Raw genomic sequence first — 24,659 nt, forward strand, 5'->3', positions numbered from 1 at the left:
TCGATGCCCGCTCCGTTTCGCGATATCGGGCCGCGTCGCTGCGCGGCTCGCATCGCAACAAGACACCGCCCGCATCGTCAAGCGCGGGCGGCGTCCTGCAACCGCAAAACTCAGTGCCGCAATTGCGCGGCGCCAGCCATCGTGGTCGCGCCGAACACGTGCTCGCACCACGTGCGCGCGGCTTCCGCGTTCTCGGCATCCCAGCCGCCGTAGCGCGCGTTGTCGATGAACTTCGCGTTCAGCTCTGCCGCCGACAGCGGTTCGTGCGCGCCGCCCCGCATGTGCGGCTGGCGGATTTCGTGCACGCTGCCATCGGCAAGCGTTGCGCGCAGATGCCCGGTGAAGTTCTTCGGATATTCGTTCTCCGGATCGATCCGGTAGCGGATCTTCGCGGCGAGCGCGAGCACCTGCGCGTCGTGAATGCGTGCTTCGGTGAACTGCTCGAAGCCGGCCTTGCGATCGAAGAAGCCCACGGCCATGCAGAACGGCGTGCTGAATTTCGCAGCATACGCAGTGGGCGGCCGATGCTTGACGGCCAGTTCTTCCCACAGACGATGCACGGTCCCTTCGCCGACGTCGCAGACGATCTCTTCGATCTGCGCCGCCTGCACGCCGCGCTCGGCGAGCGCAATCGCGCAGTCGATGTACGGTTGCGTCATCGTCCCGCACGCGTACGGCTTGAACGCGATCGTCGACATGATCCAGCTATCGCCGAGCCCGTTGAGCGCCGGCTCGAAATCCGGCGTACGCGACGGCGCGAATGCCTTGAAGAAACCGTGGCGGCCTTCGAGCACCGTGCGCGGACCGTCGAAGCCCGCGCGCGCCATCAGCGCGGCGCGGATACCGGATTGCGCGGCCCATCCTGCGTGCATGCGCTTCGTCGACGTGCCTTCCGCGAGGTACTCGATGATGCCCGACGCCATGCTGCCCGCAATGCCGAGCGCCGACGTCGCGGCCTGTGCGTCGAGCCGCAACGCGGCCGATACGCCGGCGGCGGCAGCGAGCGCGCCGATCACGGCGGTGGGATGGAAGCCTGCGGAATGAATCGCGCGTGGCGCAACGAGGCTCAGCCGGCACATCAGTTCCGCGCCGGTCGCGATGCCGCGCAGCAACGCGTCGCCGCCCAGGCCTTCGCGTTCACAGGCCGCGAGCACCGCAGGCACGACGACCGCGCCCGAATGCACCGGGCCGCCTTCGAACGTATCGTCGTAATCCTCGCCGTGCGCCGCGGTGCCGTTGATCAACGCGGCATCGAACGCGCTGAAGCTGCCCGCGTGACCGATCGCGGTGCAGGTACCGTTGCGATCGGTCGCGGCGAGCGTTGCGCGGACATAGCTTTCGGCACGCCCCGCGATGCACAGGCCCGTGACGTCGGCGAGCAGCAGGCGCGCGGTATCGATCGCGGCGGCGGGCAGCCGCGCTTCGTCGATCGATGCAATCCAAGTTCCAAGTTGCTCAGCAATGCTTAATGTTGAATCGGTGGTATTCATGTTCATCGGATGTCCCGCTCCAGTCTGTCGGTTCGAAGAAATCTGCCCGTCCGGTGCTGCCGGAAGCGCGCGCCGTGCAGCAATGAGCCACGCGGCGCAGCGTTCGTCAGCGCGGTTGTTCGCTGCTGTCCTGCGTTCGGTGGGGAAGGTCGGCCGGCTGGTCCGTGCCGTCTTCGCTTCCCGCGCCCGCCGTGTGCGCACGGTGATAGCCCGCTTCGACGTGCTGGCGCATCGTGCGCGCGACGGCGTCGGGGTCGCGCGCGGCCAGCGCTTCGAGAATCTTGCGGTGCTCGTCGTGCGACGCGCGCGAGCTGCCCGCCAGCGAGAAGCCGCGCCGGCGCAGCAGGTGCATCCGGTTGATCACCTGGCGGTAGAGCGCGAGCATCGTCGCATTGCCGGCCAGTTCGACGAGCCGGTCGTGAAACGCGATGTTCAGCGAGAAGTAGTCGTTGAGTTCGTCATCCTTCGAGCAGGCCTCGAGGCGATCCAGCATGCCGCGCAACTCATCGAGCTCCGCGTCCGTGATGACCGGCGCGAGACGGCGACCGGCCATCTCATCGAGACCCGCGCGCACTTCATACAGTTCGGCCGCCTCGGCGTCCGAGATTTCTCTGATATAGACGCCGCGATTTTTCTCGAGCCATACGAGACCCGCTTCCTCGAGCGCACGAAATGCCTCGCGCACCGGACTGCGGCTGATCTTCAGATGCTCCGCGAGATCCATCTCGTTCAGCTTCATGCCGGCCTGCAGTTCGCCGGCCTTGATGCGGCGCAGGATTTCCTCCTGGACGAGCCCCGACAGGGTGACGGAGCGGAGCAGTTCGAGCGAATTGGCGGCGCGGTGCATGGGACGGATCCAGACGTTGGAAAGCAGAAATTTTACCGTAAGACTTGCATGTTGACGATTGTCGACAATATACTTCGCTTCAGATCGGGCTTCAAGGCATTTCAGAGACGAGATTGCGAAAGATTTTCGGTGCGGTCCGCATCGGACTCAGCTTTGTCGACAATATTCGTAATGCAATAACAAGGACGAAAGCAGACGGTAACCCCGTTGCAGGGGAGGCCGGACGCCACCGATGACAGGACGCGCCGCACCACCGCAACGCGGCGCGCCGGAGACAGGAGACAGTGGATGTTCGTCAGTGCCGGCACCGCAGTCCGCACCGCCCGCCCGTATCGCGTGTTCTTCGCGACGTGGGCCGGATGGACGCTCGATGGCTTCGACAACGCGATCTACATCTACGTGATCGTGGCCGCGCTGACCGAGCTGCTGCCGGCCAGCGGCCTGCCCGCGGATCACGCGCACATCGCACGTTTCGGAGGACTGATGTTCAGCCTCTTCATGCTCGGCTGGGCATGTTCGATGGTGTGGGGCTGGTTCGCGGACCGCTTCGGACGCGTACCGGCCATGTGCGCGACGATCTTCATCTACTCGATCTTCACCGGCGCGTGCGGTCTCGCGTCCGGCATCGTGTCGTTCGCCGTGTTCCGCTTTCTGACGGGCTTCGGCATCGGCGGCGAATGGGCCGCGGGCGCGCCGCTGCTGCAGGAGTCCGTGCCCGAGCATCTGCGCGTACGACTGTCGGGCTGGCTGCACACGGGCACGCCGATCGGCTTTCTGCTGGCGTCCGTCACCGCGCTGTTCGTGCTGCCGCACTTCGGCTGGCGCGCGCTGTTCCTGATCGGCACCGCACCAGCGCTGCTCACGGTGTGGCTGCGTGCCGGCGTGCCCGAATCGCCGCGCTGGACCGAGCAGCGTGCCAGCGCGCAGGAACAGGTGTCCTGGCGCGAGCTGTTCGGCAAGGGTCGCGCGATGACCACCTGGTGCGCTGCGCTGATGATGACCTGCCTGATCTTCGGGCTCTGGTCGTCGACCTTCTGGATTCCTACGCTTGTGTCGACGTGGCAGCGTTCGCTCGGTCAATCGGCCGCATCGGCGCAATACCTCGGCTCGCTGTCCGGCTTCATCATGAGCCTTGGCACGCTCGCCGGCTGCGGCGGCATGCCGTGGATCGTGCGCTGGTTCGCGACACGTCGCCGCGCGGCCGTGTTCTTCTTCATCGGCGCGGCCATGTGCAACGTGTTCGCGTACGGCATCGTGGTGCTGATGCTGAAGAACCTCACGCTGTTCATGTGGATGCTGCCGCTGCTCGGCTTCTTTACGAGCGGCGTGTTTTCGCTCTACACGATCTGGTTGCCGGAGATGTTTCCGACGATGCTGCGCGCGCTCGGCTCGGGCTTCGCGTTCAGCTTCGGCCGCATCGTGGGGGCGGTCGGCCCGACGCTCGTCGGTGCGCTCGCGGCTGCGTTCGGTTCGTATCCGTTCGCAATCACGCTGGTATCGCTGATCTACGTGATCGGTTTGCCGCTGGTCTTTCTCGCGCCCGAAACCGCCGGCAAGCGGCTGCGCAACTGAGCGGGGCGCGTGCCTGATGGTTCGTATGGAATTCTTGGAGATCGTTATGCAGTGCTGCATTCGAAGGGATCGCGCAAGATGAAGACCAGTCTGTTCCGCGGCGCGACCGGTCGCGTTTTCATGCTCATCTGCGCGATGTATTTCATCGAGTACGTCGACCGCGTAAATCTGTCGATCGCGGCGCCGCTGCTGAAAAAAGAGCTGCATCTGAGCAATACGAGTCTCGGCGTCGCGCTGTCTGCGTTCGGCTATTGCTATGCGACGTTCCAGATCGTCAACGGCTATCTCGGCGACCGCATCGGGCCGCGCCGCATGCTCGCCATTTCCGGCCTGCTGTGGGCGATCGGCACACTGACCACGGGGGTGATCGGCGGTCTCGGTTCGCTGGTGTTCGCTCGGATGTGCGTGGGGCTCGGCGAGGCCGGCACGATTCCGAACGCGACGCGCGCGATGACCAACTGGGTGCCGCCGGTGAAGCGCGGCTTCGCACAGGGCTTCACGCATTCGGCGGCGCGCGCGGCTGCTGCGATCACGCCGCCGCTCCTGGTTGCATTGATTCCGCTGCTCGGCTGGCGTGGCGCATTCGTTGCGCTCGGCCTGGTGAGCCTCGTGTGGGTCGCCGTGTGGTGGCTGTATTTCCGCGACGATCCGCGCACGCATAAAGGCGTGACGCTCGCGGAGATCGACGTGCTGCCGGCGTATGCGGGCCCGCGTCACCGCACCGCGGTGCCGTGGTGGCCGCTTACGCGTCGCATGATGCCGGTGACGCTGGTGTTCTTCTGCCACGCGTGGACGCTTTGGCTCTATCTGAGCTGGCTGCCGAGCTTTTTCGTCGCCGTTTATCACATCGATCTGAAGCACTCGGCGCTCTTCACGTCCGGCGTATTTCTCGCGGGTGTGATCGGCGACACGGCGGGCGGCCTGCTGACCGATGCGATCTACCGGCGTACCGGCAACCTGAACCGCGCGCGCCGCAACGTGATCGTGTGCGGCTTCCTCGGCTCGCTGCTGTTCCTGTCGTGCGTGTTCTTCGTGCACAACCAGACCGTCATCGCGCTGTGCCTCGCTGCCGCGCTGTTCTGCCTCGAGTCCACTGAAGGACCGGTCTGGGCGGTGCCGATGGATATCGCGCCGGCTTTCGCGGGCGTCGCGAGCGGCTTCGTCAGCACCGCGGCGGGTCTCGCGGCGATCGTGTCGCCGCTCGCGTTCGGCATCGTGACGGATCTGACGGGCAGCTATCGCGTGCCGTTCCTGATGTCGATCGGGCTGCTGTTCATCGGCATCGTGCTCGCGTTCTGGATCCGTCCGGACCGCCGGCTCGACGCGCACCACGATCAATCTTCTTCGACTGAATCACTAGGAGTTCATCCATGAATGCAGCTACGGGCGGGCGCGTCGCCGTCGTAACGGGCGCCGCGCGCAACATCGGCCGGGCGATCGCGCTCGAACTCGCGGCGGCGGGCGCGACCGTCGTCGTCAGCGCACGCAGTTCCGCCGACGAAGCCGCGAGCGTCGTCCACGCGATCGAAGCCGCGGGCGGCAACGCAGCGGTCGAACTGGCCGACGTCAGCACGCCGGACGGTGCGCAGGCACTGATGGACGCGGCCGCGCGGCGCTACGGCCGCATCGATCTGCTGGTGAACAACGCGGCCGTGCGGCGCGAAGTGCCGTTCGACGATCTCGACTGGCAGCAATGGCGCGACGTGATGTCGGTCATTCTCGATGGCGCGTACCTGTGCGCGCGCGCCGCGTTGCCGCATCTGCGCGCGTCGGGCGCGGGCGCGATCGTGAACATCGGCGGCATGTCCGCGCATGCGGGATCGAGCGGACGGGCGCACGTGATTGCGGCAAAGGCGGGTCTCGTCGGGCTCACGCGGGCGCTCGCGCATGATCTCGCGCCGGATGGCATCACGGTGAACTGCGTGGTGCCGGGCCTGATCGACACGCACCGTGGCGGCGCGGCCGGCGATCGTCAGCCGGCGCACCACGCGGAGCGCACGACGCTGCTCGGGCGCCGCGGTCAACCGGAAGAAGTCGCGGCGCTGGTCGGATTCCTGTGCGGCGACAAGGCGCGCTATCTGACGGGACAGGTCATCCACGCGAACGGCGGGGCGTTCCTCGGCTGACAGCTGGACGCTTCGAATAGCAGAAAACCAGTGGCATGAAAAAGGAATCGCGCTGCCGCTGGTCTGACGCTATTAATCAGTAATACGAATAAATAAAGGTTGGGTCATTCATTCAACTCACAACGGAGACAGTGATGAAGAAGGCAGTCTGGGCAGTGCCGGCATTGGGTCTGATCGCCGGAGCGGCGCACGCGCAAAGCAGCGTGACGTTGTACGGCATCCTCGACGAAGGGATCATGATCAACACCAACGCGAAGAACGTGGTGAACGGGCACAACGTGGGTGGGCGGCAATTTTCGGTGGATTCGAATTCGGGCACGCAGGGTAGCCGCTGGGGCTTGAAAGGCAAAGAAGATCTGGGCGGCGGCCTCTCCGCGATCTTCATCCTCGAATCGGGGGTGAATCTGAGCACCGGGCAGTTCGGGCAGGGCGGCACCGCGTTCGGCCGCCAGGCGTTCGTCGGGCTGACGAGCCAGCAGTTCGGCTCGGTCACGCTGGGCCGCCAGTACGACAGCATCAACGACTATGTCGGCAACTACGGTTTCGCGCTCGCCTACGGCGGGTCGACGACGGAACACCCGGGCGACATCGACAACGTGAACCACACCTATCGCGCGAACAACACGGTGAAGTACACGAGCCCGAACCTGCGCGGGCTGACCTTCGGTGGCACGGCGACGCTCGGCGGCGTGGCGGGTTCGATCTCGCAGTCGAGCGGCTACACGCTCGGCGCGAACTACGCGGCGGGACCGTTCGGCATCGGCGCGGCGTACGAGCTGTTCAAGAATCCAGCCGCGTCGGGGGCGATCCTGAACGACAACGCGTCCGCCTCGACGTTCAACTCGCTCAACTCCGGCTATCTCGGCACGCGTCCCGCGAATTCGCTGCAGATCGTCGCAGTGGGCGGCAGTTACCGCATCGGCAATGCGTTGCTCGGCGCGGTGTATTCGAACACGCGCTATCTGAACATCGGCGCGTTCAACGGCGCGTCCGCAACCTTCAACAGCTATGAAGTGAACGCGCTGTACCGCGTTACGCCGGCGTTCGCGGCGGCGATCGAATACAACTACACGAAGGGCAACGCCGTGCGCGGCGACCTGGGCGATCAGGGCTACAACCAGGTCTCGCTGCTGCTCGACTATTCGCTGTCGAAGCGCACCGACGTGTATCTGCTCGGCACCTACCAGACCGCGAGCGGCACCAGCTCCACGGGCGCGCCCGCGGTGGCCGACATCGGCAATCTCGGCGATTCGTCGAACAACCGCCAGGCAGTCGCGCGGGTTGCGATTCACCACAAGTTCTGATCGTTTGAGCGTGACTGGCAGCAAAGGCCCGGCGCATCCGCTCCGGGCCTTTGACATGCGGCTGGTGTTACCTTAAGCGGAAATCACGCGACACCTTCCCGTCAGATCAAGCATGAAGAGCAACCTCGATCATCAACTGCGCCTGTTCGTCGAAATCGCGAACTGCGGTTCACTATCCGGCGCGGCCGACGCGCTGTCGCTCACGCAATCGGGACTGAGCCGTCAGCTTGCGAGTCTCGAAAGCGCGATCGGGCAGACACTGTTCGTGCGCAACGGACGCGGCGTGTCGCCCACCGAGGCAGGGCAGAAGCTGCTCGAAGCGGCGCGCTCCGCGTATCAGCTGATCGACGGCACGCTCACGCAACTGCGCGATCAGCACGGCATCACCGCGGGCACGCTGAACGTCGCGACCATTCATACGCTCACCTATTACTTCATGGCCGAAGTGGCCGCGAAGTTCATGGCGCAACGGCCCAGCGCCGGTGTCGTGCTGCTCGGGCGAAGTTCGCCCGGTGTCGTCGAGCTGGTGGAGTCGGGGCGCGCGGAGATCGGCTTCGTCTACGACTCGGCGGTGGCCAGCGACGAACTCGACATCACGCCGCTGTTCGAGGAAGACATGGGCTTCGTCGTGCACGAAAGCTCGCAGTTCGCGAGCCTTCCGGGCATCACGCTCGATGCCAGGACGCCGCCGCTCGTGGTCTTTCCGGCCGGCTACGCGTTGCGGCGCATGCTGCATACGCGCGACTTCAACGCAACGGTCGCGGCGGAAGTCGAGACCGTGGACGCCATGCTCAAGCTCGTGTCGCTTACCAACGGTCAGTGCATTCTGCCGAACCTGATTCCGGAAAAGCTGTTGCGCGAATATCAGCTCACCCGCGTGCCGATCCTGGCGCCGCTGATGCGCCGGCGCATCGTGGCGATCACGCGGCGCGGCCGGCCGCTGTCGGCCATGACGTCGCTGATGCTCGACATCGCGCGTGAAAGCGCGGCGAAAGCCTGGCAGTGAACGGCGCCCTTTCGCTTTCATTACCTCCTTCATTATTCTGAGCATTGCGTCATAGCTGCTATGAACCCGCGTTCATAGCTCGAAAGGCCTCACTCTCCGATACTGAATCCATGCATTGACGACACGGTGTCGTCGGTGGCGGACACGGTACCCACTGGAGACTGAGATGAGCGAACGGATTGCGATCGTGAGCGGCGCGAGCCGCGGTATTGGCCGTGCGACGGCGATCAGGCTGGCGAAGGACTATGGCGGCGTGGTGCTGGTCGCACGCAACGCGGAACTGCTCGAAAGCACCGCTGAAGCCGTGCGCGCAGCCGGCGCCGAAGCGTTCGTCATCGACGCCGATCTGCGCGATCCTGCTGTGGCGAAGTCGGTGGTCGAGCAGACGCTCGGCAGATTCGGGCGCATCGATGCAGTGGTGAACATCGCCGGCGCGGTGCCGCAGGTCGACGTGCTCGACATGACCGACGAACAGTGGGACGACGGTTTCGCGCTCAAGCTGCACGGCGCGCGTCGGCTGACGGTGCACGCGTGGGACGCGTTGAAGAAAACGAACGGGTCGGTGATCTTCACGTCCGGCAATTCCGCGCAGACGCCGAAGTCGGCATTCGCGGCGGTCGCGACGGTGAACGCGGCGATCGTTGCGATGGCGAAGGCATTTGCCGACCGCGGCACGACGGACGGCGTGCAGGTCAACAGCGTGCTGCCCGGGCCCGTAATGACGGACCGCCGACGCTCGTATATGGAGAAGTACGCGCCGGCGCATGGCATGAGCGTCGAAGAGGCGCTCGAAAAGTTTCCGTCGCAGGTGGGTATCACGCGCTATGGCAAGCCCGAGGACATCGCGGAACTGATGGCGTTCGTACTGTCGCCGGCGGGCAACTGGATTGTCGGATCGGCGCTGCGGATGGACGGCGGCGAGATCAAGGCGGTGTGACGGTGCGTTAGTGAGGTATCGTCGCGGCAATGCACTGCATCGGAACACGGAGAGAGACACATGGAACTGCGAGCCAAACATTATTTCGATGAACGCGCGACGGCTGAAATGAATGAACACCTGCGGCCGAAAGCACGCACCGTTCAGGAAAAACTTGCGTACGCGTGCCGCATCCTTGCGATGAGCGGGCATGAAGCGGGGCTCGCCGGTCAGATCACCGCGCGTTCGGAGAAACCGCGGTGCTACTGGACGCTGCGTTTCGGCCTCGGTTTCGACGAAGCGACACCGGACGATTTCATCGAAGTCGACGCGGACCTGCACACCGTCACCGGCAACGGCATGGCCAATCCAGCGACGCGCTTTCATTTGTGGGTTTATGAAGCGCGCCCGCAGACGAACGCGATCATTCACACGCATTCGCCGTACGTGTCCGCGCTCGTCGCGGCGCGCCAGCCGCTCGTGATCGCGCACATGGACATGACGCCGCTGCACGACGACTGCGCGTTTCTCGCCGACTGGCCCGGCGTGCCGATTGCGGACCAGGAAGGCGTGCTGATTTCGAACGCGCTCGGCAACAAACGCTGTATCCTGCTCGCGCATCACGGCCAGCTGACCACGGGCGTCGGCGTCGAAGAGGCGACCTATCTGGCGGTCTATCTGGAACGCGCCGCGCGCATGCAGATCCGGGCCCGCGTATTCGGCCCGATCACACCGGTGCCCGACGACCTGGCGGCCGAGGCGCACGACTATCTGCTGACGCCGTCGATCGTGAACGGCACCTTCGACTACTGGTGCCGCCAGGTGGACCGGCTGTGAGCCACTGCATCGTCTTCGAACCAACAACCATCACACGATGACTGCGTACCTGCTGATCGTTGTCGCCGGCATCTGGGCTGGCGCGCAGAACGCGCTGGCCGGCGGCGGCTCGTTCGTCACGCTGCCAGCGCTGATCCTGTCCGGCATGACGCCGATCGCGGCGAACATCACGTCGACGGTCGCGCTGTTTCCGGGGCAGTCCACGTCGGGGATCGTCGCGGCGAAATGGGTGACGGGCGCGGGCAAGCTGCCGTTCTGGGCGCTGTTCGCGATCAGTCTCGCGGGCGGCGCGTTGGGCGGCGTGCTGCTGCTGCGTACCTCGCCGAAGACCTTCGAATATCTGGTGCCCTGGCTCGTGCTGTTCGCGACGATCGTGTTCGCGTGGGGCAGCTTCCTCAGGAAGCCGCACGAGGCGAGCGTGCATCTCGGTCCGCTGCGCACTTCGTTTGCGCAGTTTGCGATCGCCGTCTACGGCGGGTACTTCGGCGGCGGCATCGGTTTTCTGATGATGGCGGCGCTCTCGATGGCAGGCGTGCCGACGCGCAACGCAGTCGCGATCAAGAATGCGCTCGCGGGTGTAATGAACGCGGCCGCCGTGGTGATCTTCGTGATGTCGCCGGAACTGCACTGGCATGCGGCCATCGCGATGGGCGTCGGTTCGGTGCTGGGCGGCTTCGCCGGTTCGTGGGCGGTCGCGCGGATCAACGAACGGGCGTTGCGGATTCTCGTGGTCTGCATTGGCGCGGCGCTGACGGTCGGGCTCTTCATGCGGCCGGTGTGAAAGCAGAGTCACACCCTCGGTAAAGTTGCTATGAAGTTGTAAATATGACTTACAATCCGTTCCCGGACAGATTCCCCGTTCCGTGAACATGGCCGAGCAAAAAGCGCCGGGTATGCCTGCGCGCATCTATACCGACATCCTGAACCGCATCATCGAGGGCGAATACGAGGAAGGCTCGCGCCTGCCGACCGAACACGCGCTGGCCGGGCAGTTCTCGACCTCGCGTCCGACCGTGCGCGAAGCGCTTGCGCAGCTGCGCGCGGACGGCATCATCGCCACCCGCCACGGCGCCGGCACCACCGTGATCCGCCGGCCTGACCCGGACGTGCGCAAGTTCGCGCCGCTCGAAACCTTGTCGGACGTGCGCCGATGCTATGAATTCCGCGCGGTGATCGAGGCCGGAGCCGCGGCGCTCGCGGCCCAGCACACGAACGACGCCGATATCGCGGCAATCCAGCAGGAGTGGGACAACCTCGAGACCATCGTCGAGACCGCGGGCATCGGCGCGAAGGACGACTTCGCGTTCCACCTCGCAGTGGCGCGCGCGTCGAAGAACCCGTTCTTCATCACGTCGCTGTCGTCGATCCACGAGCAGATGGTGTTCAGCATGAACCTGTCGCGCAACCTGTCGCTCGTAAAGTCGGTTGAGCGGCAGCGGACCGTCCAGCACGAGCATCTCGCCGTGCTCGAAGCGATCCAGCGGCACGACGCCGAACGTGCGGCCCGGGCGATGCGCGCGCATCTGGACCGCGCGATCGAACGCATGTTCGGCATCTGAGACCAGCGGAGCGGCGGCAAGCCGAAGGCAAGCTAGGGGTTTACACGCGGATACTTGTCATGTTGTTTGACAACATCGACGGGGGAGTGCTAACTTCCGGGTCCATCGATCCACACTCCCTTTTCGAGGTCTCATGAACGTGTCCCCGATCGTCGAGAGCGAATTTGCCTCGACCGTGATGGCGGTGCCGCCGCTTGCGCGCAACGCCGACCTGAGTCTCGACGTCGAAGCCAACCGCAAACTGATCCAGCACATGGAAGCGGGTGGCGTGCGTACGCTGCTGTACGGCGGCAACGCGAACCTGTATCACGTCGCGCCGAGCGAATACCGCGATCTGCTCGACATGCTGTCGTCGCTGACCGCGGCCGGCACGCGCGTGATTCCGGCCATCGGCCCCGACTTCGGCAAGATGCAGGACCAGGCGCGCATGCTCGCGCAGACGCAGTACCGCACCGCGATGGTCCTGCCGCTGTCCGGCTTCACGACGCCGGTGGGTGTCGAAGCGGGCTTGAAGCGGATCGTCGATATCGCGGGCATGCCGCTCACGCTCTACATCAAGAGCGAAGACTACCTGGACGTCGACACGCTCGCGAGCCTCGTCGAAGGCGGCACGCTGAGCGCCGTGAAATACGCGATCGTCCGCGACGATCCGGCCAACGATCCGTACCTGAAGCGCCTTCTGCAAAGCGTGAATCCCGCGCGTGTGATCTCGGGCATGGGCGAGCGCCCGGCGCTCGTGCACGTGCGCGATTTCGGCATGGCGTCGTGGACCACCGGTTCGGGCTGTATCGCGCCGAAGGCGGTGATGGCGCTGCTGCGCGCCGCGAAGGCTGGCGGGATGGACGAAGCGCAGCGCCTCTACGACGCGTTCATGCCGCTCGAAACGCTGCGCGACGAGATCTCGCTGATCCGTGTGCTGCACGATGCGGTCACGTTCTCCGGTGTCGCCGACATGGGCGCGCATCTGCCGCTGCTGAGCGAGTCGCCGGCTGCGCGCCACGCGGAGATTGCCGCCGCGGCGAAGACGCTGCTCGCGTTCGACAGCACGGTGCCGGCGACGGCATAAGCAGTAAGCCTAATCAAATCGTCAAAGCAACGTATGGCCGCAACGAACGCGGCCGTTCCACCCGCTTACCGGATTTCCCAGGAGCAAGACAAGCGTGAGCAACAAGCGAAAGACCCCCGAAGAACTGCGTAGCCATCGCTGGTATGGCGTGAACGACCTGCGTTCTTTCGGCCATCGTTCGCGTACCGCGCAGATGGGTTACAGCCGCGAGGAATATGCGGGCAAGCCCGTGATCGCGATCCTCAACACGTGGAGCGAGATGAACCCGTGCCACACGCACTTCAAGCAGCGTGTGGAAGAAGTGAAACGCGGCATCTGGCAGGCGGGCGGCTTCCCGATCGAACTTCCGGTGCAGACGCTGTCCGAACCGTTCCAGAAGCCGACCACGATGCTCTACCGCAACTTCCTCGCGATGGAAGCGGAAGAGACGCTGCGTTCGTATCCGGCGGATGGCGTGGTGCTGATGGGCGGTTGCGACAAGACCACGCCGGCGCTGCTGATGGGCGCGGTGTCGATGGATCTGCCCGCGATCTTCCTGCCGGCCGGTCCGATGCTGCGCGGCAACTGGAACGGCGCGACGCTCGGCTCCGGCTCCGACACGTGGAAGTACTGGGCCGATCTGCGTGCCGGCAAGATCACCGAAGAGGACTGGAAGGGCGTGGAAGGCGGCATCGCGCGTTCGCCGGGTCACTGCATGACGATGGGCACCGCGTCGACGATGACGAGCGCGGTCGAAGCCCTCGGCTTCACGCTGCCAGGCTTCGCATCGATTCCGGCGCCGGACTCGCGGCACGCGCAGATGTCGGCGAAAACCGGCATGCGCATCGTCGACATGGTGTGGGAAGACCTGAAGCCGTCGGACATCATCACGCGCAAGGCGATCGACAACGCAGTGACCACCTGTCTCGCGTTGTCGGGCTCGACCAACGCGATCGTGCACATGATCGCGCTCGCGCGCCGCGCGGGGGTCGACCTGACGCTCGCGCAATACGACGAGATCGCGCGCCGCACGCCGGTGCTCGCGAACATCCGTCCGACCGGCGAGTACCTGATGGAAGACTTCTATTACGCCGGCGGCCTCACGGCGATGCTGAAGGAACTGGGCGACCTGATCGACGGCACGCAGAAGACGGTGAACGGCCGCACGCTCGGCGAGAACATCGCCGACGCGCAGATCTTCAACGACGCGGTGATCCGTCGTCGCGCGGATCCGGTGATGCCGGATACGGGTCTCGCGGTGCTGCGCGGCAATCTCGCGCCGGACGGCGCGGTGATCAAACCGGGCGCCGCCGAAGCGAAGCTCCACGTGCATACCGGCCGCGCGGTCGTGTTCAGGGACTACAACGACATGGCCGCGCGTATCGACAGCGACGATCTCGACGTCGATGCGGACAGCGTGATCGTGCTGCAGCACGCGGGCCCGGTCGGCGCGCCCGGCATGCCGGAGTGGGGCCAGCTGCCGATTCCGCAGAAGCTCCTGAAGCAGGGCGTGCGCGACATGCTCCGCATTTCGGACGCGCGGATGAGTGGCACGAGCTATGGCGCGTGCGTGCTGCACGTTGCGCCCGAGTCGTTCATCGGCGGACCGCTCGCGCTCGTGCGGGACGGCGACATGATCGAGCTGAACGTGCCGGAGCGGCGTCTGAACGTGCTGATCTCCGACGCAGAGATGGTGCGCCGCAAGGCCGCATGGGTCGAGCCCGAACCGCGCTTCACGCGCGGCTACGGCGCGATGCACCAGATGCACGTGATGCAGGCGGACAAGGGCTGCGACTTCGACTTCCTGCAGCGCGAAGGCGCCGCGGGTTCGTGCAGCGCCGGCGGCGAGCCGGAGATTCACTGAGGTATCGGCATTGGCTTGACGTCATGGCGCGCGATGGGGTTTGCAAGCGGACACGCAGTCCGGCGCGCCATGACGAACGAGGAGGCGTTTCATAGAGGTAAACCCGGGTAGCAAATCACAACGATTAAATATAGGACTACGGATGAAAAAGACACTCATCGCATCGGCGATCGGTTTGATCGCCATGAGCGCGCATGCTCAGAGCACGGTCACGCTGTACGGCATCGTCGATACCGGCATCGGCTATCAGAGCAACTCGGCGTCGCTCGGCAAGACTACGGGCGGCAAGTCGGTGGTCAAGATGGTGCAGGGCGTGTGGGCAGGCGATCGCTTCGGCCTGAAGGGCAGCGAAGACCTGGGCGGCGGCTCGAAGGCGATCTTCCAGCTCGAGCAGGGCTTCAATCCGGATACGGGCGCCGAGTCGACGTCGGGTCTCGGCTTCAGCCGCGCGGCCTTCGTCGGTCTGACGAACCAGAACTACGGCACGCTGACGGCCGGCCGCCAGTACGCGCCGTACTACACGCTGCTCGCACCGTACAGCCCGACCACGTGGCTCACCGGCGCCTACGGCGCGCACCCGGGCGACGTCGATTCGATGGACACGATCTATCGCATCAACAACTCGCTGGTCTACACGTCGCCGAGCTTCGCGGGTCTGACCGTGAGCGGCATGTACGCATTCGGCGGCGTTGCAGGCAGCACCAACGCGGGCTCGACGTGGAGCGTCGCGGCACAGTACCTGCACGGTCCGTTCGGTCTGGCGGTGGGCTTCGAGCGTCTGAACAACTCGACGGTGGGCGGCGGCGCGTGGGGTGCGAACTCGACGGCGTCTAGCAACGGCGAGCCGGGCGTGTCGGCGATCACCAACGGCTACCAGACGGCCGCTGCGCAACAGCGCTTCGCGGTGACAGGCGGCTACAAGTTCAACGACCAGTGGGACGTGTCGGCGTCGTATTCGAACACGCAGTATGTGGCAGGCGCGGGCTCGTCGTTCCACGACACCGCGATCTTCAACACCGGCGGCGTCGTGCTGCACTACAAGCCGCTGTCGGCACTGGATCTCGCGGCAGGCGTGGCCTACACGCGCGCAACGGAAGCGAACGGCATCACGAACGCGGCGAGCTACCAGCAGTACAACCTCACGCAGTTCTACAGCCTGTCGAAGCGCACTGGCCTGTACTTCATCGAGGCGTATCAGCGCGCGAACGGCAAGACGCTCGGCACGAACGGCGCGGGCAGCATCGTCGACGCGACGGCCGATATCGGCGACGGACAGAACAGCGCACCGTCTTCGTCGCACACCATGGTGGCAGGCGGCGTGGGCATCATCCACAAGTTCTAACGCTTAGCGAAGCGTCTCAACCGATCGACAAGTGGTGATTTGAACCACGGCGGCAGTACCTGTGCTGCTGCCGTGGCTTTTTGCGTTTAGCGACTTCCGCTTAACGCCAGGCGCTTTTCAGCGCCCGTGCTGTTTAGCGCTTCTTTAGCCGCTTGCCTTCAGGCGTGAAGTCGTAGCTCGCGAAGCTGCCGCCTTGATAACGCTGCGCGGTTGCATCGAGCGGATTCGTCTGCGGGAGAATTTCCGCGGCGTAGTCTTCCGCGTTCTGCTTCGGCTCATAGCCGAGCTTTTGCGCGCCGCCGTCGTTATTCCAGTAGCTGCGCGTATTCGCCGACACACCCCACACCACTAGAAAGCCGATCTCCGGCACGTTGATGGCCTGATCCATCATGTGCAGGAAGTCTTCGTGGCCGAACCACGTGGACAGATGACGGAACTCGGTCGGCTCAGGCAGGCAACTGCCGATCCGCACGCACAGTGATTCGATGCCGTGTTTGTCCCAGTACAGGCGCGCGAGCGATTCGCCCCAGGCCTTCGAGAGTCCATAGAACCCGTCGGGACGGAACGCGCAGTCCAGATCGAGCTTGTCTTCGACCGGATACATGCCGATCGCGTGATTTGAGCTCGCGAACACGATCCGGCGCACGCCGTGACGACGCGCGCCTTCATACACCTCGACGAGCCCGCGCAGGTTGTTCTCGATGATTTCGGGCAGCGGCCGCTCGACGCTCGTGCCGGCCATATGGATCAGCACATCGACACCCTGCAGCAGACGATCGACCACCGCGGGGTCGCGCAGGTCGCCGTGCATCACGTCTTCGCCCGGCACGATCGGCTCAAGCGGTTTCGAACCCGCCGCCGAACGCAGATCGACACCGCGCGCAAGCAGCGCGCTCCGCAGCACGCGGCCCAGCTGGCCGGCCGCACCGCTCAAAGCAACTTTGGTCACGTTGAAAACCTCTTGTCCTGAAGAGCAAACAGAAGCGCCGTAGCGCGCAAGAACGCGGGGGCGGATGGATAGACGACCCCTCGCAGGTGCGAAACATCGTGACAACGAGGGTTAAAGTTGTCAATCAAATTCTGGGTGGCTGACGATAGCGGGCCTCCGCCCACGCAGCAATGGCGCGAAAGAAGCCTCATCCAAAGGGTCTGACGCAGTTCGGCAATGCAGCGATGAGCAATCAAGTACGGGTATTCACTAAGGCTCAACCGGGGTCGAGGTCTATACAATTCGCCGTTGTCAAACAACAGGTGAAGCGGCGGGCGGGGTCCCGCCGTGCGACCGGAAGTTCTGGTCTGCACTCGAAGGCCCTTATTACAAACAAGGAAGACACACGATGCGAAAGACTCCGCTGTCCCGCGTTTCGGCCATGGTTGCCGCAATCGCTCTGGCCTGTGGCGCGGGTAGCGCCGAAGCACGCATGTTCCGCGCGGCCAACGTGCACGCCGATACGTTCCCGACGGTCGTGACGCTGAAGGCGATGGGCGACGAGCTCAGCAAGACGACCAACGGTCAGGACACGATCAAGGTGTTCGGCAACAGCGCGCTCGGCTCGGAACCCGACACGATCAGCCTGGTGCGCGTCGGCGCGCTGGACATGGTGTGGGCGAACGGCTCGGCATTCAACGAAGTCGTGCCGGAATCGGTGATTCCGTCGCTGCCGTTCCTGTTCCGCGACATCGACCATTTCCGCAAGGTGATGTACGGCCCGGTCGGCCAGCAGATTCTCGACGCGTTCTCGTCGAAGGGCATGGTCGCGCTGGCGTTCTATGAAAGCGGCGCCCGTTCGATGTATTCGAAGAAGCCGATCCACTCGCCGGCCGACATGAAGGGCATGAAGGTGCGCGTGCAGCCGTCGGACCTGATGGTCGACGAGATCAAGGCGATGGGCGGCACGCCGACGCCGATGCCGTTCGCCGAGGTCTACACGGGCCTGAAGACGGGTCTCGTCGACGCGGCCGAGAACAACGTGTCGTCGTACTACGAGACGAAGCACTACGAAGTCGCGCCGGTGTACTCGGAAACGCAGCACGCGATGACGCCGGAAGTGCTGGTGTTCTCGAAGAAGATCTGGGACACGCTGACCCCGCAGGAACAGGCGGCGATCAAGAAAGCCGCGCAGGACTCGGTGCCGGGCTACGTGAAGCTGTGGACCGCGCACGAAGCGGACGCGATGAAGGCCGTCGTCAAGGGCGGCGCGACTATCGTGCCGGCTTCGCAGATCGACCGCGCCGCGTTCGTGAAGGCGATGCAGCCGGTGTGGGCGAAGTACGAATCGACGCCGAAGATGAAGCAGATCGTCGACGCGATCGAGGCGGTCAAGTAAGGGACCTGGCGGATACGCCGCGCCGGAGCGTCCGTCCCGCACGAAGCGGGGGACGCTCCGGCTTCTTGCTTTCTGCGCGGAGATGGCCCGCTGTTTTCAGGGGCGCTTGCAGGCCTTCGAGGGCTTTCAGCGCTTCGCGCGATGGATGAGGATGTCCAGATGAGTGTGATGAAACGACCGAACGACTGGGTCGCGGGCGCGCTGACCGTGCTGTCCGCGCTGAGCCTGATCGTGCTGTGCGTGCTGGTGCTGTATGGCGTGGTGATGCGCTACGTGTTCGACAACGCCCCCGATTACGTCGAGCCGATCGCGCTGCTGCTGGTGATCGCGATCGCGTTCTTCGGCGCCGCGCTGAAGGTGCGCGATCGCGGCCACATCGGCCTCGATTCGCTGATCGACAAGCTGCCGGAAAAAGCGTATGACGCGGCCATCGCGTTCCAGCACCTGTGCCTGATCGCGTTCTCGATCGCGGTGATGGTGGGCTGCTACGAAATGGCGGCAACCACCGGCGACGATCCGATTCCGATCATCGGCCTGCCGGAGGCCACGCGTTACTACATTCCGATGATCGCCGGTGCGTGCATCGTGCTCTTTTCCCTCGAACATCTGCTGGACATGTTCGCACGCAAGCGGACCTGATCGACCATGGAACTCGCAATCCTTTCCGTCAGTTTTATCGTTTTTCTCCTGCTCGGGGTGCCGGTTTCGTTCGCGCTCGGGCTGTCGTGCGTGCTGACCTACCTGCATGAAGGCCTGCCGCTCGCCACCGCGATGCAGTCGATGGTGTCGGGCATCAACGCGTTCTCGTTCCTCGCGGTGCCGTTCTTCATCCTGTCCGGCGAACTGATGCTGCACGGCGGTATCGCCGACCGCATCCTGCGTTTCGCGCAGGCCACCGTCGGGCATTTCCGCGGCGGTCTCGGCATGGCCAACGTGGTGGCGTGCACGATGTTCGGTGGCGTGTCGGGTTCGCCGACGGCCGATACGTCGGCGATGGGCGGCGTGGTGATCCCGCTGATGAAGCGCGAGGGCTACAGCGCCGCGTATGCCGTCAACGTGACGACGCATTCGTCGCTTGCCGGTGCGCTGATGCCGACGTCGACCAACATGATCATCTACGCGCTCGCCGCGCAGGGCATTACGGGCATGGTGGCCGGCAACTCGGTGAGCGGCGTGTCGATCGGCGACCTGCTGTTCTCGGGCCTGATCCCGGTGCTGTGGGTGATGGGCTTCGTGCTCGTGACGGCCTACTGGCAGGCGGTGCGCTTCGGTTTCCCGCGCCATGCCGACGGCTCCACCAAACTCGCCGCCTTTCCGGGCTGGGCCGAAGTGGGCCGCACCTTCATCGGCGCGTTGCCTGGCCTGTTCGTGATCCTGATCATTCTCGGCTGCGTCGCGAAGGGCATTGCGACCGCGACAGAGGCGGCCGCGATCGCGGTGGGCTATTCGCTGCTGCTGACCATCGTGGTGTATCGCAGTATGACGCGCGAGAAGCTCTTCAAGGCGCTGACGCGCGCGGCCAGAACGACGGGCGTCGTGCTGCTGCTGATCGGCGTGTCGAACATGCTGCGCTTCCAGATGGCGTACCTCGAGATTCCGGATGCGATCGAGAGTGTGCTCGAACACGCGACCACGATTCCGTGGCTGATGCTGCTGTACATCAACATCATCCAGGTGTTCCTCGGCACCTTCGTCGACATGGCGGCGCACATCCTGATCACGACGCCGCTGTTCCTGCCGCTCGCGATGCATTACAACGTCGGTCCGGTGCAGTTCGGTATCATGATCCTGCTGAACTGCTCGCTCGGCCTCGTGCATCCGCCGATCGGGTCGGTGCAGTTCATCGGTTGCGCGATCGGCGAGGTGTCGATTGGCGAAACCACGAAGATCGCGTGGCCGTATTACCTGGCAATCTTCAGCGCGATCAATATCGTCACGTATTTCCCCGCGTTTTCGACCTGGCTGCCCAGTCTGATCAACGGGCATCCGGTGTTCTAGGGACGAAGGGCGCGGCGCAGTACACCGCGCCCTTGTTCCCTCGCGGCGCGGTTTCGCGCCGCGCCCGGGATGCGTGCACGTACCGGCGGCGCACCTTCCAGGAGACTGAACACCTTGAGACTCGACACGACAACCGTCCGGCTGGTGCTTGCGATCGTCGACGAGGGCAGCATTTCGCGCGCCGCGGACCGGCTGGGCCTCGCGGTGGCGGCGGCGTCGAGGCGCGTGACGGATCTCGAGGAGCAGCTCGGCGCGAAGCTGTTCCGCCGCGTGCCGCACGGCGTCGACATTACCGAGTCCGGCTACAAGCTGCTGCAGTACATCCGCCAGATCGACAACCTCGTCGATCGCCTGGAAGGAGACGCGCAGGCGCTGCACCAAGGGCTGGACGGCCGCATCATCATCGGCGCGCCGAAGGCGGTCGTGATCGAATTTCTCGCACCAGATATCGCGAACATCCAGCGCAAATATCCGGGTATCTCGCTGAAGGTCGTCGAGGAAAACAGCAAGATCGTGCAGCAGTTGCTGCGCGACAAGGTGATCGACGTCGGCATCTATGAAAAGAAGAGTGGCTTTCTCGACCTCGCGAAAACACCGTATCGCGACGACCGGCTGGTGCTCGTCTACAGCCGCGCGCATTTCCAGTTCGACGATACGCCGGTCGGTATCGACGCGCTGATCGAACTGCCGATCGTCAGCCTCGGCGCCGGCTCCGCGGTGCTCGCGGCGGTGCAACGCGCGTACCGCAGTCGCGGCCGCCAGTTCGCCGGCAATTTCACGGTGGCGGGCTTCGACACGATGCTCGCGCTGGTGCGCCACGGGCTCGGCGTCGGGCTGATGCCGCCGGACGTGCTGCGCAGCTTCCACCCGGAGCGCGCGCTCGGCACCGCGGAACTCGAGGGCGACTGGCATCACCGCAACTACGTGCTCTCTTTTCTCGAAGGCCACGCGCAGGAGCGCACGCTGCATCACGTCGTGACCGAACTGCTCGGCGGCACACCGGCCGAACGCTAAGGTCTGACATCAACTCCCTCCCGGTTTCGCCAATCGCGAAACCAGACATGCTCCTTCCATCCTTGCCGCTGCCCGCGCGCTGCGCGACAGTCTGACGTCAGCACATAAGCCAAGGAAAGGAGACTTCAGATGACCCAAACGGCGCAACTGCCGCTGCAAGGCATTCGCGTGCTCGACGTGAGCCAGGTGATGGCCGGTCCGTTCGCCTGCATGCTGCTCGCCGATCTCGGCGCCGACGTGATCAAGGTGGAGCCGCTGGAAGGCGACCAGACCCGCGGCGCGATGGGCTTCAAGATGAAGGGGCCCGACAGCATGGGCTTCCTGAACATGAACCGCAACAAGCGTTCGCTGTCGCTCGACCTGAAGAGCGACGAAGGTCGCGAGTTTTTCTACAAGCTCGCGAAAACCGCGGACGTGATCGTCGAGAACTACCGTCCGGGCGTCGTGCAGCGGCTGCGGATCGATTACGAGACGATCCGCGAGATCAATCCGAAGATCGTCTACGTCAGCATTTCGGGCTTCGGGCAGAGCGGGCCGTGGGCGTCGCGGCCGGGTTTCGACCTGATGGCGCAGGCCATGTCTGGCGTGATGAGCGTGACCGGCTACAAGGGCGGCAAGCCGGTGAAGGCGGGCGTGCCGGTGGCCGACATCGGCTGCGCGCTGTTCGCGGTATACGGCCTGCTATCCGCGTACATCGGCGCGCAGAAGAGAGGGCAGGGCCAACATATCGACGCGTCGCTGTTCGATTCGGCGATGGCGTTCTCGATCTGGGACATGTCCGACTACTGGGGCACGGGCGTGCCGCCGACTCCGCTCGGCACCAGCAACAAGATGAGCGCGCCGTACCAGGCGGTGAAAGCGCGCGACGGCTACTTCGTGATGGGTGCCACCAACCAGAAGCTGTGGACGAAACTCTGCGAGCTGCTGCAGCGTCAGGACCTCATCAAACATGCCGGGTTCGAGACCGTATCTCTGCGGCTGAAAAACCGCGAGGCGCTGATCGAAACGCTCGAACAGGAGTTCGGCAAACGCGATTGCGAAGACTGGATCGACACGATGCTCGCGGCCGGCATTCCCGCGGGTCCGATCCTGTCGTACCCCGAAGCATTTGCGAGCGAGCACGCGCAGCACCGAGGCATGTGCATGGAAATCGATCATCCGATCGAAGGGAAGGTCAAGAACATCGGCTTTCCGGTGAAGCTGCTCGGCACGCCGCAGCAGGTGCGCCGCCATCCGCCGCTACTCGGCGAGCACAACGCCGAGCTGTTCGCCGAGATCGACGGGACCGCACCATGAGCGAAACCGATACTGTCAAATTGACGCTGCATGCGTCCGGCGCGGCCGCGATCGTGATCGATCGCCCCGAGCGCCATAACGCGATGACGATCCCGATGTACGAGGCGCTGCTCGAGCGCATCGCGCAGTGCGAGCGCGACGCAGCGGTGCGCTGCATCCTGCTGTGCGGTGCGGGCGGCAAGTCGTTCGTGTCGGGCACGGACATCGGCTACTTCACCGGCTTTCGCAATGGCCGCGACGGCGTCGCGTACGAAGCGCTGGTCGAAAAGGTGATCGACGCGGTGGAGCGCATCGCGCTACCGACTATCGCGGTGATCGACGGCTGGACGGTGGGCGGCGGCCTCGCGCTCGCCACCGCGTGCGACTTTCGTCTGTGCACCGACTCGTCGCGCTTTGGTGCGCCGATCGCAAAGACGCTGTCGAACACGCTGTCGGCGCGCAATCTCGCGCGGCTCGCTGCCGCATTCGGCGTGCCGCGCGTGAAGAAGATGCTGATGCTCGCCGACATGCTGAGCGCACAGGATGCGCTCGCGTGCGGCTACGTCTACGAAGTCTGCGCGCGCGACACGCTGGAAGCATCTGCCGCAGCGCTCGCCGAACGGCTGATCGCGCTGTCGCCCGTCACGCAGCGCGCGGTGAAGGAAAGCCTGCGTCGCATCGTTGTCGAACGGCGGCTCGACGACGAGGATCTGATCGAGCAGGTCTACGGCAGCGAAGCGTTTCGCGACGCGGTAAAGGCGTTCACCTCGGGTTCATCGAAGCGTTGAAACGCTGAAGCCGCATCGAACATAACAAGGAGGAGACATGAAAGGATTGCAGCCGAAGGCGACCACCACGGTGCTACTGATGCTGTGCCTGATGTACTTCATCACGTATGTGGATCGCGTCAACATCAGCACCGCAGCCGGGCAGTTCAAGGCGGAACTCGGGCTTTCGAACACGCAGCTCGGGCTGATCTTTTCGGCGTTCGCGTATCCGTACGTGATATTCCAGTTCATCGGCGGCTGGGTCAGCGATCGCTTCGGCGCGCGCCGCACGCTGATCGCCTGCGCGGCGATCTGGGCTGTGGCCACCACGCTGACGGGTCTCGCGGGAGGCTTCTACGCGCTCGTGGCCGCACGCCTGCTGCTCGGGCTCGGCGAGGGCGCGACCTTTCCCGCGTCGACGAGCGCGATGGCGTCGTGGATCACGCGCGATAAACGCGGCATGGCGCAGGGCATCACGCATTCCTCCGCGCGGCTCGGCAACGCGATCGCGCCGATGCTGGTGCTCGCGTTGATGAGCGCGTTCGACTGGCGCGCGTCGTTCTATCTGCTGGGCGCGCTGAGCTTCGGCTGGCTGGTGTTGTGGCTGATCACCTACACGGAGAGGCCGGCCGACCACGCGCGCATCACGTCCGCCGAACTCGCGGTGCTGCCGCCGCCGCGCGTCCATCCGGATTCGCCGCGCGGCACGTGGCTGCGTCTGTTTCGCCGCATGCTGCCGGTGTCGATCGTCTACTTCTGCTACAACTGGATCTTGTGGCTGATGCTCGACTGGATGCCGCTGTACTTCATGCACAGCTTCCATCTGAACATCAGGAAGGCGGTGATCTTCACGTCGGGCGTGTTTGTTGCCGGCGTGGTGGGCGATCTGGTGGGCGGCATGGTCAGCGACCGGCTGGTACGGCGTACCGGCAACCTGAGGCTCGCGCGCAGCAACCTCGTAGCGGTCTGCATGGCGTTGACGGGCCTGTCGCTGATTCCGGTCGTGCTGCTGCACGATCCGGTCTACTCGCTGATCTTCCTCGGGGCGGCAATGTTCTTCAACGAGATGAACGTCGGGCCGATGTGGGCGATCCCGATGGACATCGCGTACGACCGCTCCGGCACCGCGAGCGGCATCATGAGCGGCACCGGCTTCACGGCGGCGATCGTGAGCCCGGTCGTGGCCGGCTATGTTGCCGATCATGCGGTCAACTGGAACATCACGTTCATGCTGTCGATCGGCGTGATGGCGATCGGCATTCTGGTGAGCTTCCTGATGAAGCCCAACCGCGCGTTCGAAAACGTATCACGACGTGTGGAAACGCCGGAAACCTCGTTGCCGCAGCGCGCGCGGGACGCGGCTTAGGTGC

At 64.7% G+C, this 24,659-nt stretch carries 22 protein-coding genes; 19 read left to right on the plus strand and 3 right to left on the minus strand.

Going from position 1 to position 24,659, the window contains the following annotated elements; all coding sequences use genetic code 11:
* Positions 1 to 110: 110 nt before the first annotated feature.
* Positions 111 to 1,496: an MmgE/PrpD family protein gene (locus DVS29_RS24365; RefSeq protein ID WP_118183086.1), complete on the minus strand. Its 1,386-nt coding sequence runs from the start codon at positions 1,494 to 1,496 to the stop codon at positions 111 to 113.
* 100 nt (positions 1,497 to 1,596) lie between these two features.
* Entirely contained in the window at positions 1,597 to 2,337 is a 741-nt protein-coding gene (locus DVS29_RS24370; protein ID WP_118183087.1) for an FCD domain-containing protein, read from the minus strand.
* Between the two features lie 288 nt (positions 2,338 to 2,625).
* Here DVS29_RS24370 and DVS29_RS24375 point away from each other — a divergent pair, with 288 nt between their 5' ends.
* The 12 genes from DVS29_RS24375 to DVS29_RS24430 all read left to right on the plus strand — a co-directional run bounded on the left by DVS29_RS24375 (position 2,626) and on the right by DVS29_RS24430 (position 15,908).
* The gene (locus DVS29_RS24375) at positions 2,626 to 3,909 is read left to right on the plus strand and encodes an MFS transporter (RefSeq protein ID WP_118183088.1); all 1,284 of its coding nucleotides are present in this window, start codon (positions 2,626 to 2,628) and stop codon (positions 3,907 to 3,909) included.
* A 78-nt stretch (positions 3,910 to 3,987) separates the two neighbouring features.
* Positions 3,988 to 5,283, plus strand: coding sequence for an MFS transporter (locus DVS29_RS24380; protein WP_118183147.1), 1,296 nt, complete (start codon positions 3,988 to 3,990; stop codon positions 5,281 to 5,283).
* Positions 5,280 to 6,035, plus strand: coding sequence for an SDR family NAD(P)-dependent oxidoreductase (locus DVS29_RS24385; protein WP_118183089.1), 756 nt, complete (start codon positions 5,280 to 5,282; stop codon positions 6,033 to 6,035). The genes DVS29_RS24380 and DVS29_RS24385 overlap by 4 nt, the downstream gene beginning before the upstream one ends.
* A gap of 134 nt (positions 6,036 to 6,169) precedes the next feature.
* Entirely contained in the window at positions 6,170 to 7,339 is a 1,170-nt protein-coding gene (locus DVS29_RS24390) for a porin (protein ID WP_118183090.1), read from the plus strand.
* A 112-nt stretch (positions 7,340 to 7,451) separates the two neighbouring features.
* On the plus strand, positions 7,452 to 8,345 hold the full coding sequence (locus DVS29_RS24395; protein ID WP_118183091.1) for a LysR family transcriptional regulator: 894 nt from the start codon (positions 7,452 to 7,454) through the stop codon (positions 8,343 to 8,345).
* 166 nt (positions 8,346 to 8,511) lie between these two features.
* A complete protein-coding gene (locus DVS29_RS24400; RefSeq protein ID WP_118183092.1) occupies positions 8,512 to 9,282 on the plus strand; it encodes an SDR family oxidoreductase in 771 nt (256 codons plus the stop codon).
* A 60-nt stretch (positions 9,283 to 9,342) separates the two neighbouring features.
* Positions 9,343 to 10,098: an aldolase gene (locus DVS29_RS24405; RefSeq protein WP_118183093.1), complete on the plus strand. Its 756-nt coding sequence runs from the start codon at positions 9,343 to 9,345 to the stop codon at positions 10,096 to 10,098.
* A gap of 37 nt (positions 10,099 to 10,135) precedes the next feature.
* Positions 10,136 to 10,879 carry a sulfite exporter TauE/SafE family protein gene (locus DVS29_RS24410; RefSeq protein ID WP_118183094.1) on the plus strand — a complete coding sequence of 248 codons (744 nt, stop codon included), beginning with the start codon at positions 10,136 to 10,138 and terminating at the stop codon, positions 10,877 to 10,879.
* Positions 10,880 to 10,967: 88 nt separating this feature from the next.
* Positions 10,968 to 11,657 carry a FadR/GntR family transcriptional regulator gene (locus DVS29_RS24415; RefSeq protein ID WP_118183095.1) on the plus strand — a complete coding sequence of 230 codons (690 nt, stop codon included), beginning with the start codon at positions 10,968 to 10,970 and terminating at the stop codon, positions 11,655 to 11,657.
* A gap of 133 nt (positions 11,658 to 11,790) precedes the next feature.
* Entirely contained in the window at positions 11,791 to 12,723 is a 933-nt protein-coding gene (locus DVS29_RS24420) for a dihydrodipicolinate synthase family protein (RefSeq protein ID WP_118183096.1), read from the plus strand.
* A gap of 94 nt (positions 12,724 to 12,817) precedes the next feature.
* A complete protein-coding gene (araD, locus tag DVS29_RS24425) occupies positions 12,818 to 14,566 on the plus strand; it encodes an L-arabinonate dehydratase (protein ID WP_118183097.1) in 1,749 nt (582 codons plus the stop codon).
* A 142-nt stretch (positions 14,567 to 14,708) separates the two neighbouring features.
* Positions 14,709 to 15,908 carry a porin gene (locus DVS29_RS24430; protein ID WP_118183098.1) on the plus strand — a complete coding sequence of 400 codons (1,200 nt, stop codon included), beginning with the start codon at positions 14,709 to 14,711 and terminating at the stop codon, positions 15,906 to 15,908.
* 133 nt (positions 15,909 to 16,041) lie between these two features.
* Here DVS29_RS24430 and DVS29_RS24435 read toward each other — a convergent pair whose 3' ends face one another.
* The gene (locus DVS29_RS24435; RefSeq protein WP_118183099.1) at positions 16,042 to 16,857 is read right to left on the minus strand and encodes an NAD-dependent epimerase/dehydratase family protein; all 816 of its coding nucleotides are present in this window, start codon (positions 16,855 to 16,857) and stop codon (positions 16,042 to 16,044) included.
* 388 nt (positions 16,858 to 17,245) lie between these two features.
* Here DVS29_RS24435 and DVS29_RS24440 point away from each other — a divergent pair, with 388 nt between their 5' ends.
* The 7 genes from DVS29_RS24440 (at position 17,246) to DVS29_RS24470 (ending at position 24,655) form a co-directional block, all read left to right on the plus strand.
* Positions 17,246 to 18,235, plus strand: a complete 990-nt coding sequence (locus tag DVS29_RS24440; protein ID WP_118183100.1) for a TRAP transporter substrate-binding protein — start codon at positions 17,246 to 17,248, stop codon at positions 18,233 to 18,235.
* A 159-nt stretch (positions 18,236 to 18,394) separates the two neighbouring features.
* A complete protein-coding gene (locus DVS29_RS24445) occupies positions 18,395 to 18,874 on the plus strand; it encodes a TRAP transporter small permease (protein ID WP_118183101.1) in 480 nt (159 codons plus the stop codon).
* Positions 18,875 to 18,880: 6 nt separating this feature from the next.
* A complete protein-coding gene (locus tag DVS29_RS24450; RefSeq protein ID WP_118183102.1) occupies positions 18,881 to 20,233 on the plus strand; it encodes a TRAP transporter large permease in 1,353 nt (450 codons plus the stop codon).
* 114 nt (positions 20,234 to 20,347) lie between these two features.
* The gene (locus tag DVS29_RS24455; protein WP_118183103.1) at positions 20,348 to 21,247 is read left to right on the plus strand and encodes a LysR family transcriptional regulator; all 900 of its coding nucleotides are present in this window, start codon (positions 20,348 to 20,350) and stop codon (positions 21,245 to 21,247) included.
* A 129-nt stretch (positions 21,248 to 21,376) separates the two neighbouring features.
* On the plus strand, positions 21,377 to 22,543 hold the full coding sequence (locus DVS29_RS24460) for a CaiB/BaiF CoA transferase family protein (protein ID WP_118183104.1): 1,167 nt from the start codon (positions 21,377 to 21,379) through the stop codon (positions 22,541 to 22,543).
* The gene (locus tag DVS29_RS24465; protein WP_118183105.1) at positions 22,540 to 23,310 is read left to right on the plus strand and encodes an enoyl-CoA hydratase; all 771 of its coding nucleotides are present in this window, start codon (positions 22,540 to 22,542) and stop codon (positions 23,308 to 23,310) included. Before DVS29_RS24460 ends, DVS29_RS24465 begins: the two co-directional genes overlap by 4 nt.
* Positions 23,311 to 23,347: 37 nt before the next feature.
* On the plus strand, positions 23,348 to 24,655 hold the full coding sequence (locus DVS29_RS24470; protein ID WP_118183106.1) for an MFS transporter: 1,308 nt from the start codon (positions 23,348 to 23,350) through the stop codon (positions 24,653 to 24,655).
* Positions 24,656 to 24,659 lie beyond the last annotated feature (4 nt).

Source organism: Paraburkholderia phosphatilytica, from assembly GCF_003443895.1.
In the GTDB taxonomy this organism is placed as follows: Bacteria; Pseudomonadota; Gammaproteobacteria; order Burkholderiales; family Burkholderiaceae; genus Paraburkholderia; species Paraburkholderia phosphatilytica.

What these genes read in the sequence shown, in the direction of transcription:
- DVS29_RS24365 (WP_118183086.1), bottom strand. Translation starts at nt 1,496, where the DNA reads ATGAACATGAATACCACCGATTCAACATTAAGCATTGCTGAGCAACTT.
- DVS29_RS24370 (WP_118183087.1), bottom strand. Translation starts at nt 2,337, where the DNA reads ATGCACCGCGCCGCCAATTCGCTCGAACTGCTCCGCTCCGTCACCCTG.
- DVS29_RS24375 (WP_118183088.1), top strand. Translation starts at nt 2,626, where the DNA reads ATGTTCGTCAGTGCCGGCACCGCAGTCCGCACCGCCCGCCCGTATCGC.
- DVS29_RS24380 (WP_118183147.1), top strand. Translation starts at nt 3,988, where the DNA reads ATGAAGACCAGTCTGTTCCGCGGCGCGACCGGTCGCGTTTTCATGCTC.
- DVS29_RS24385 (WP_118183089.1), top strand. Translation starts at nt 5,280, where the DNA reads ATGAATGCAGCTACGGGCGGGCGCGTCGCCGTCGTAACGGGCGCCGCG.
- DVS29_RS24390 (WP_118183090.1), top strand. Translation starts at nt 6,170, where the DNA reads ATGAAGAAGGCAGTCTGGGCAGTGCCGGCATTGGGTCTGATCGCCGGA.
- DVS29_RS24395 (WP_118183091.1), top strand. Translation starts at nt 7,452, where the DNA reads ATGAAGAGCAACCTCGATCATCAACTGCGCCTGTTCGTCGAAATCGCG.
- DVS29_RS24400 (WP_118183092.1), top strand. Translation starts at nt 8,512, where the DNA reads ATGAGCGAACGGATTGCGATCGTGAGCGGCGCGAGCCGCGGTATTGGC.
- DVS29_RS24405 (WP_118183093.1), top strand. Translation starts at nt 9,343, where the DNA reads ATGGAACTGCGAGCCAAACATTATTTCGATGAACGCGCGACGGCTGAA.
- DVS29_RS24410 (WP_118183094.1), top strand. Translation starts at nt 10,136, where the DNA reads ATGACTGCGTACCTGCTGATCGTTGTCGCCGGCATCTGGGCTGGCGCG.
- DVS29_RS24415 (WP_118183095.1), top strand. Translation starts at nt 10,968, where the DNA reads ATGGCCGAGCAAAAAGCGCCGGGTATGCCTGCGCGCATCTATACCGAC.
- DVS29_RS24420 (WP_118183096.1), top strand. Translation starts at nt 11,791, where the DNA reads ATGAACGTGTCCCCGATCGTCGAGAGCGAATTTGCCTCGACCGTGATG.
- DVS29_RS24430 (WP_118183098.1), top strand. Translation starts at nt 14,709, where the DNA reads ATGAAAAAGACACTCATCGCATCGGCGATCGGTTTGATCGCCATGAGC.
- DVS29_RS24440 (WP_118183100.1), top strand. Translation starts at nt 17,246, where the DNA reads ATGCGAAAGACTCCGCTGTCCCGCGTTTCGGCCATGGTTGCCGCAATC.
- DVS29_RS24445 (WP_118183101.1), top strand. Translation starts at nt 18,395, where the DNA reads ATGAGTGTGATGAAACGACCGAACGACTGGGTCGCGGGCGCGCTGACC.
- DVS29_RS24450 (WP_118183102.1), top strand. Translation starts at nt 18,881, where the DNA reads ATGGAACTCGCAATCCTTTCCGTCAGTTTTATCGTTTTTCTCCTGCTC.
- DVS29_RS24460 (WP_118183104.1), top strand. Translation starts at nt 21,377, where the DNA reads ATGACCCAAACGGCGCAACTGCCGCTGCAAGGCATTCGCGTGCTCGAC.
- DVS29_RS24465 (WP_118183105.1), top strand. Translation starts at nt 22,540, where the DNA reads ATGAGCGAAACCGATACTGTCAAATTGACGCTGCATGCGTCCGGCGCG.
- DVS29_RS24470 (WP_118183106.1), top strand. Translation starts at nt 23,348, where the DNA reads ATGAAAGGATTGCAGCCGAAGGCGACCACCACGGTGCTACTGATGCTG.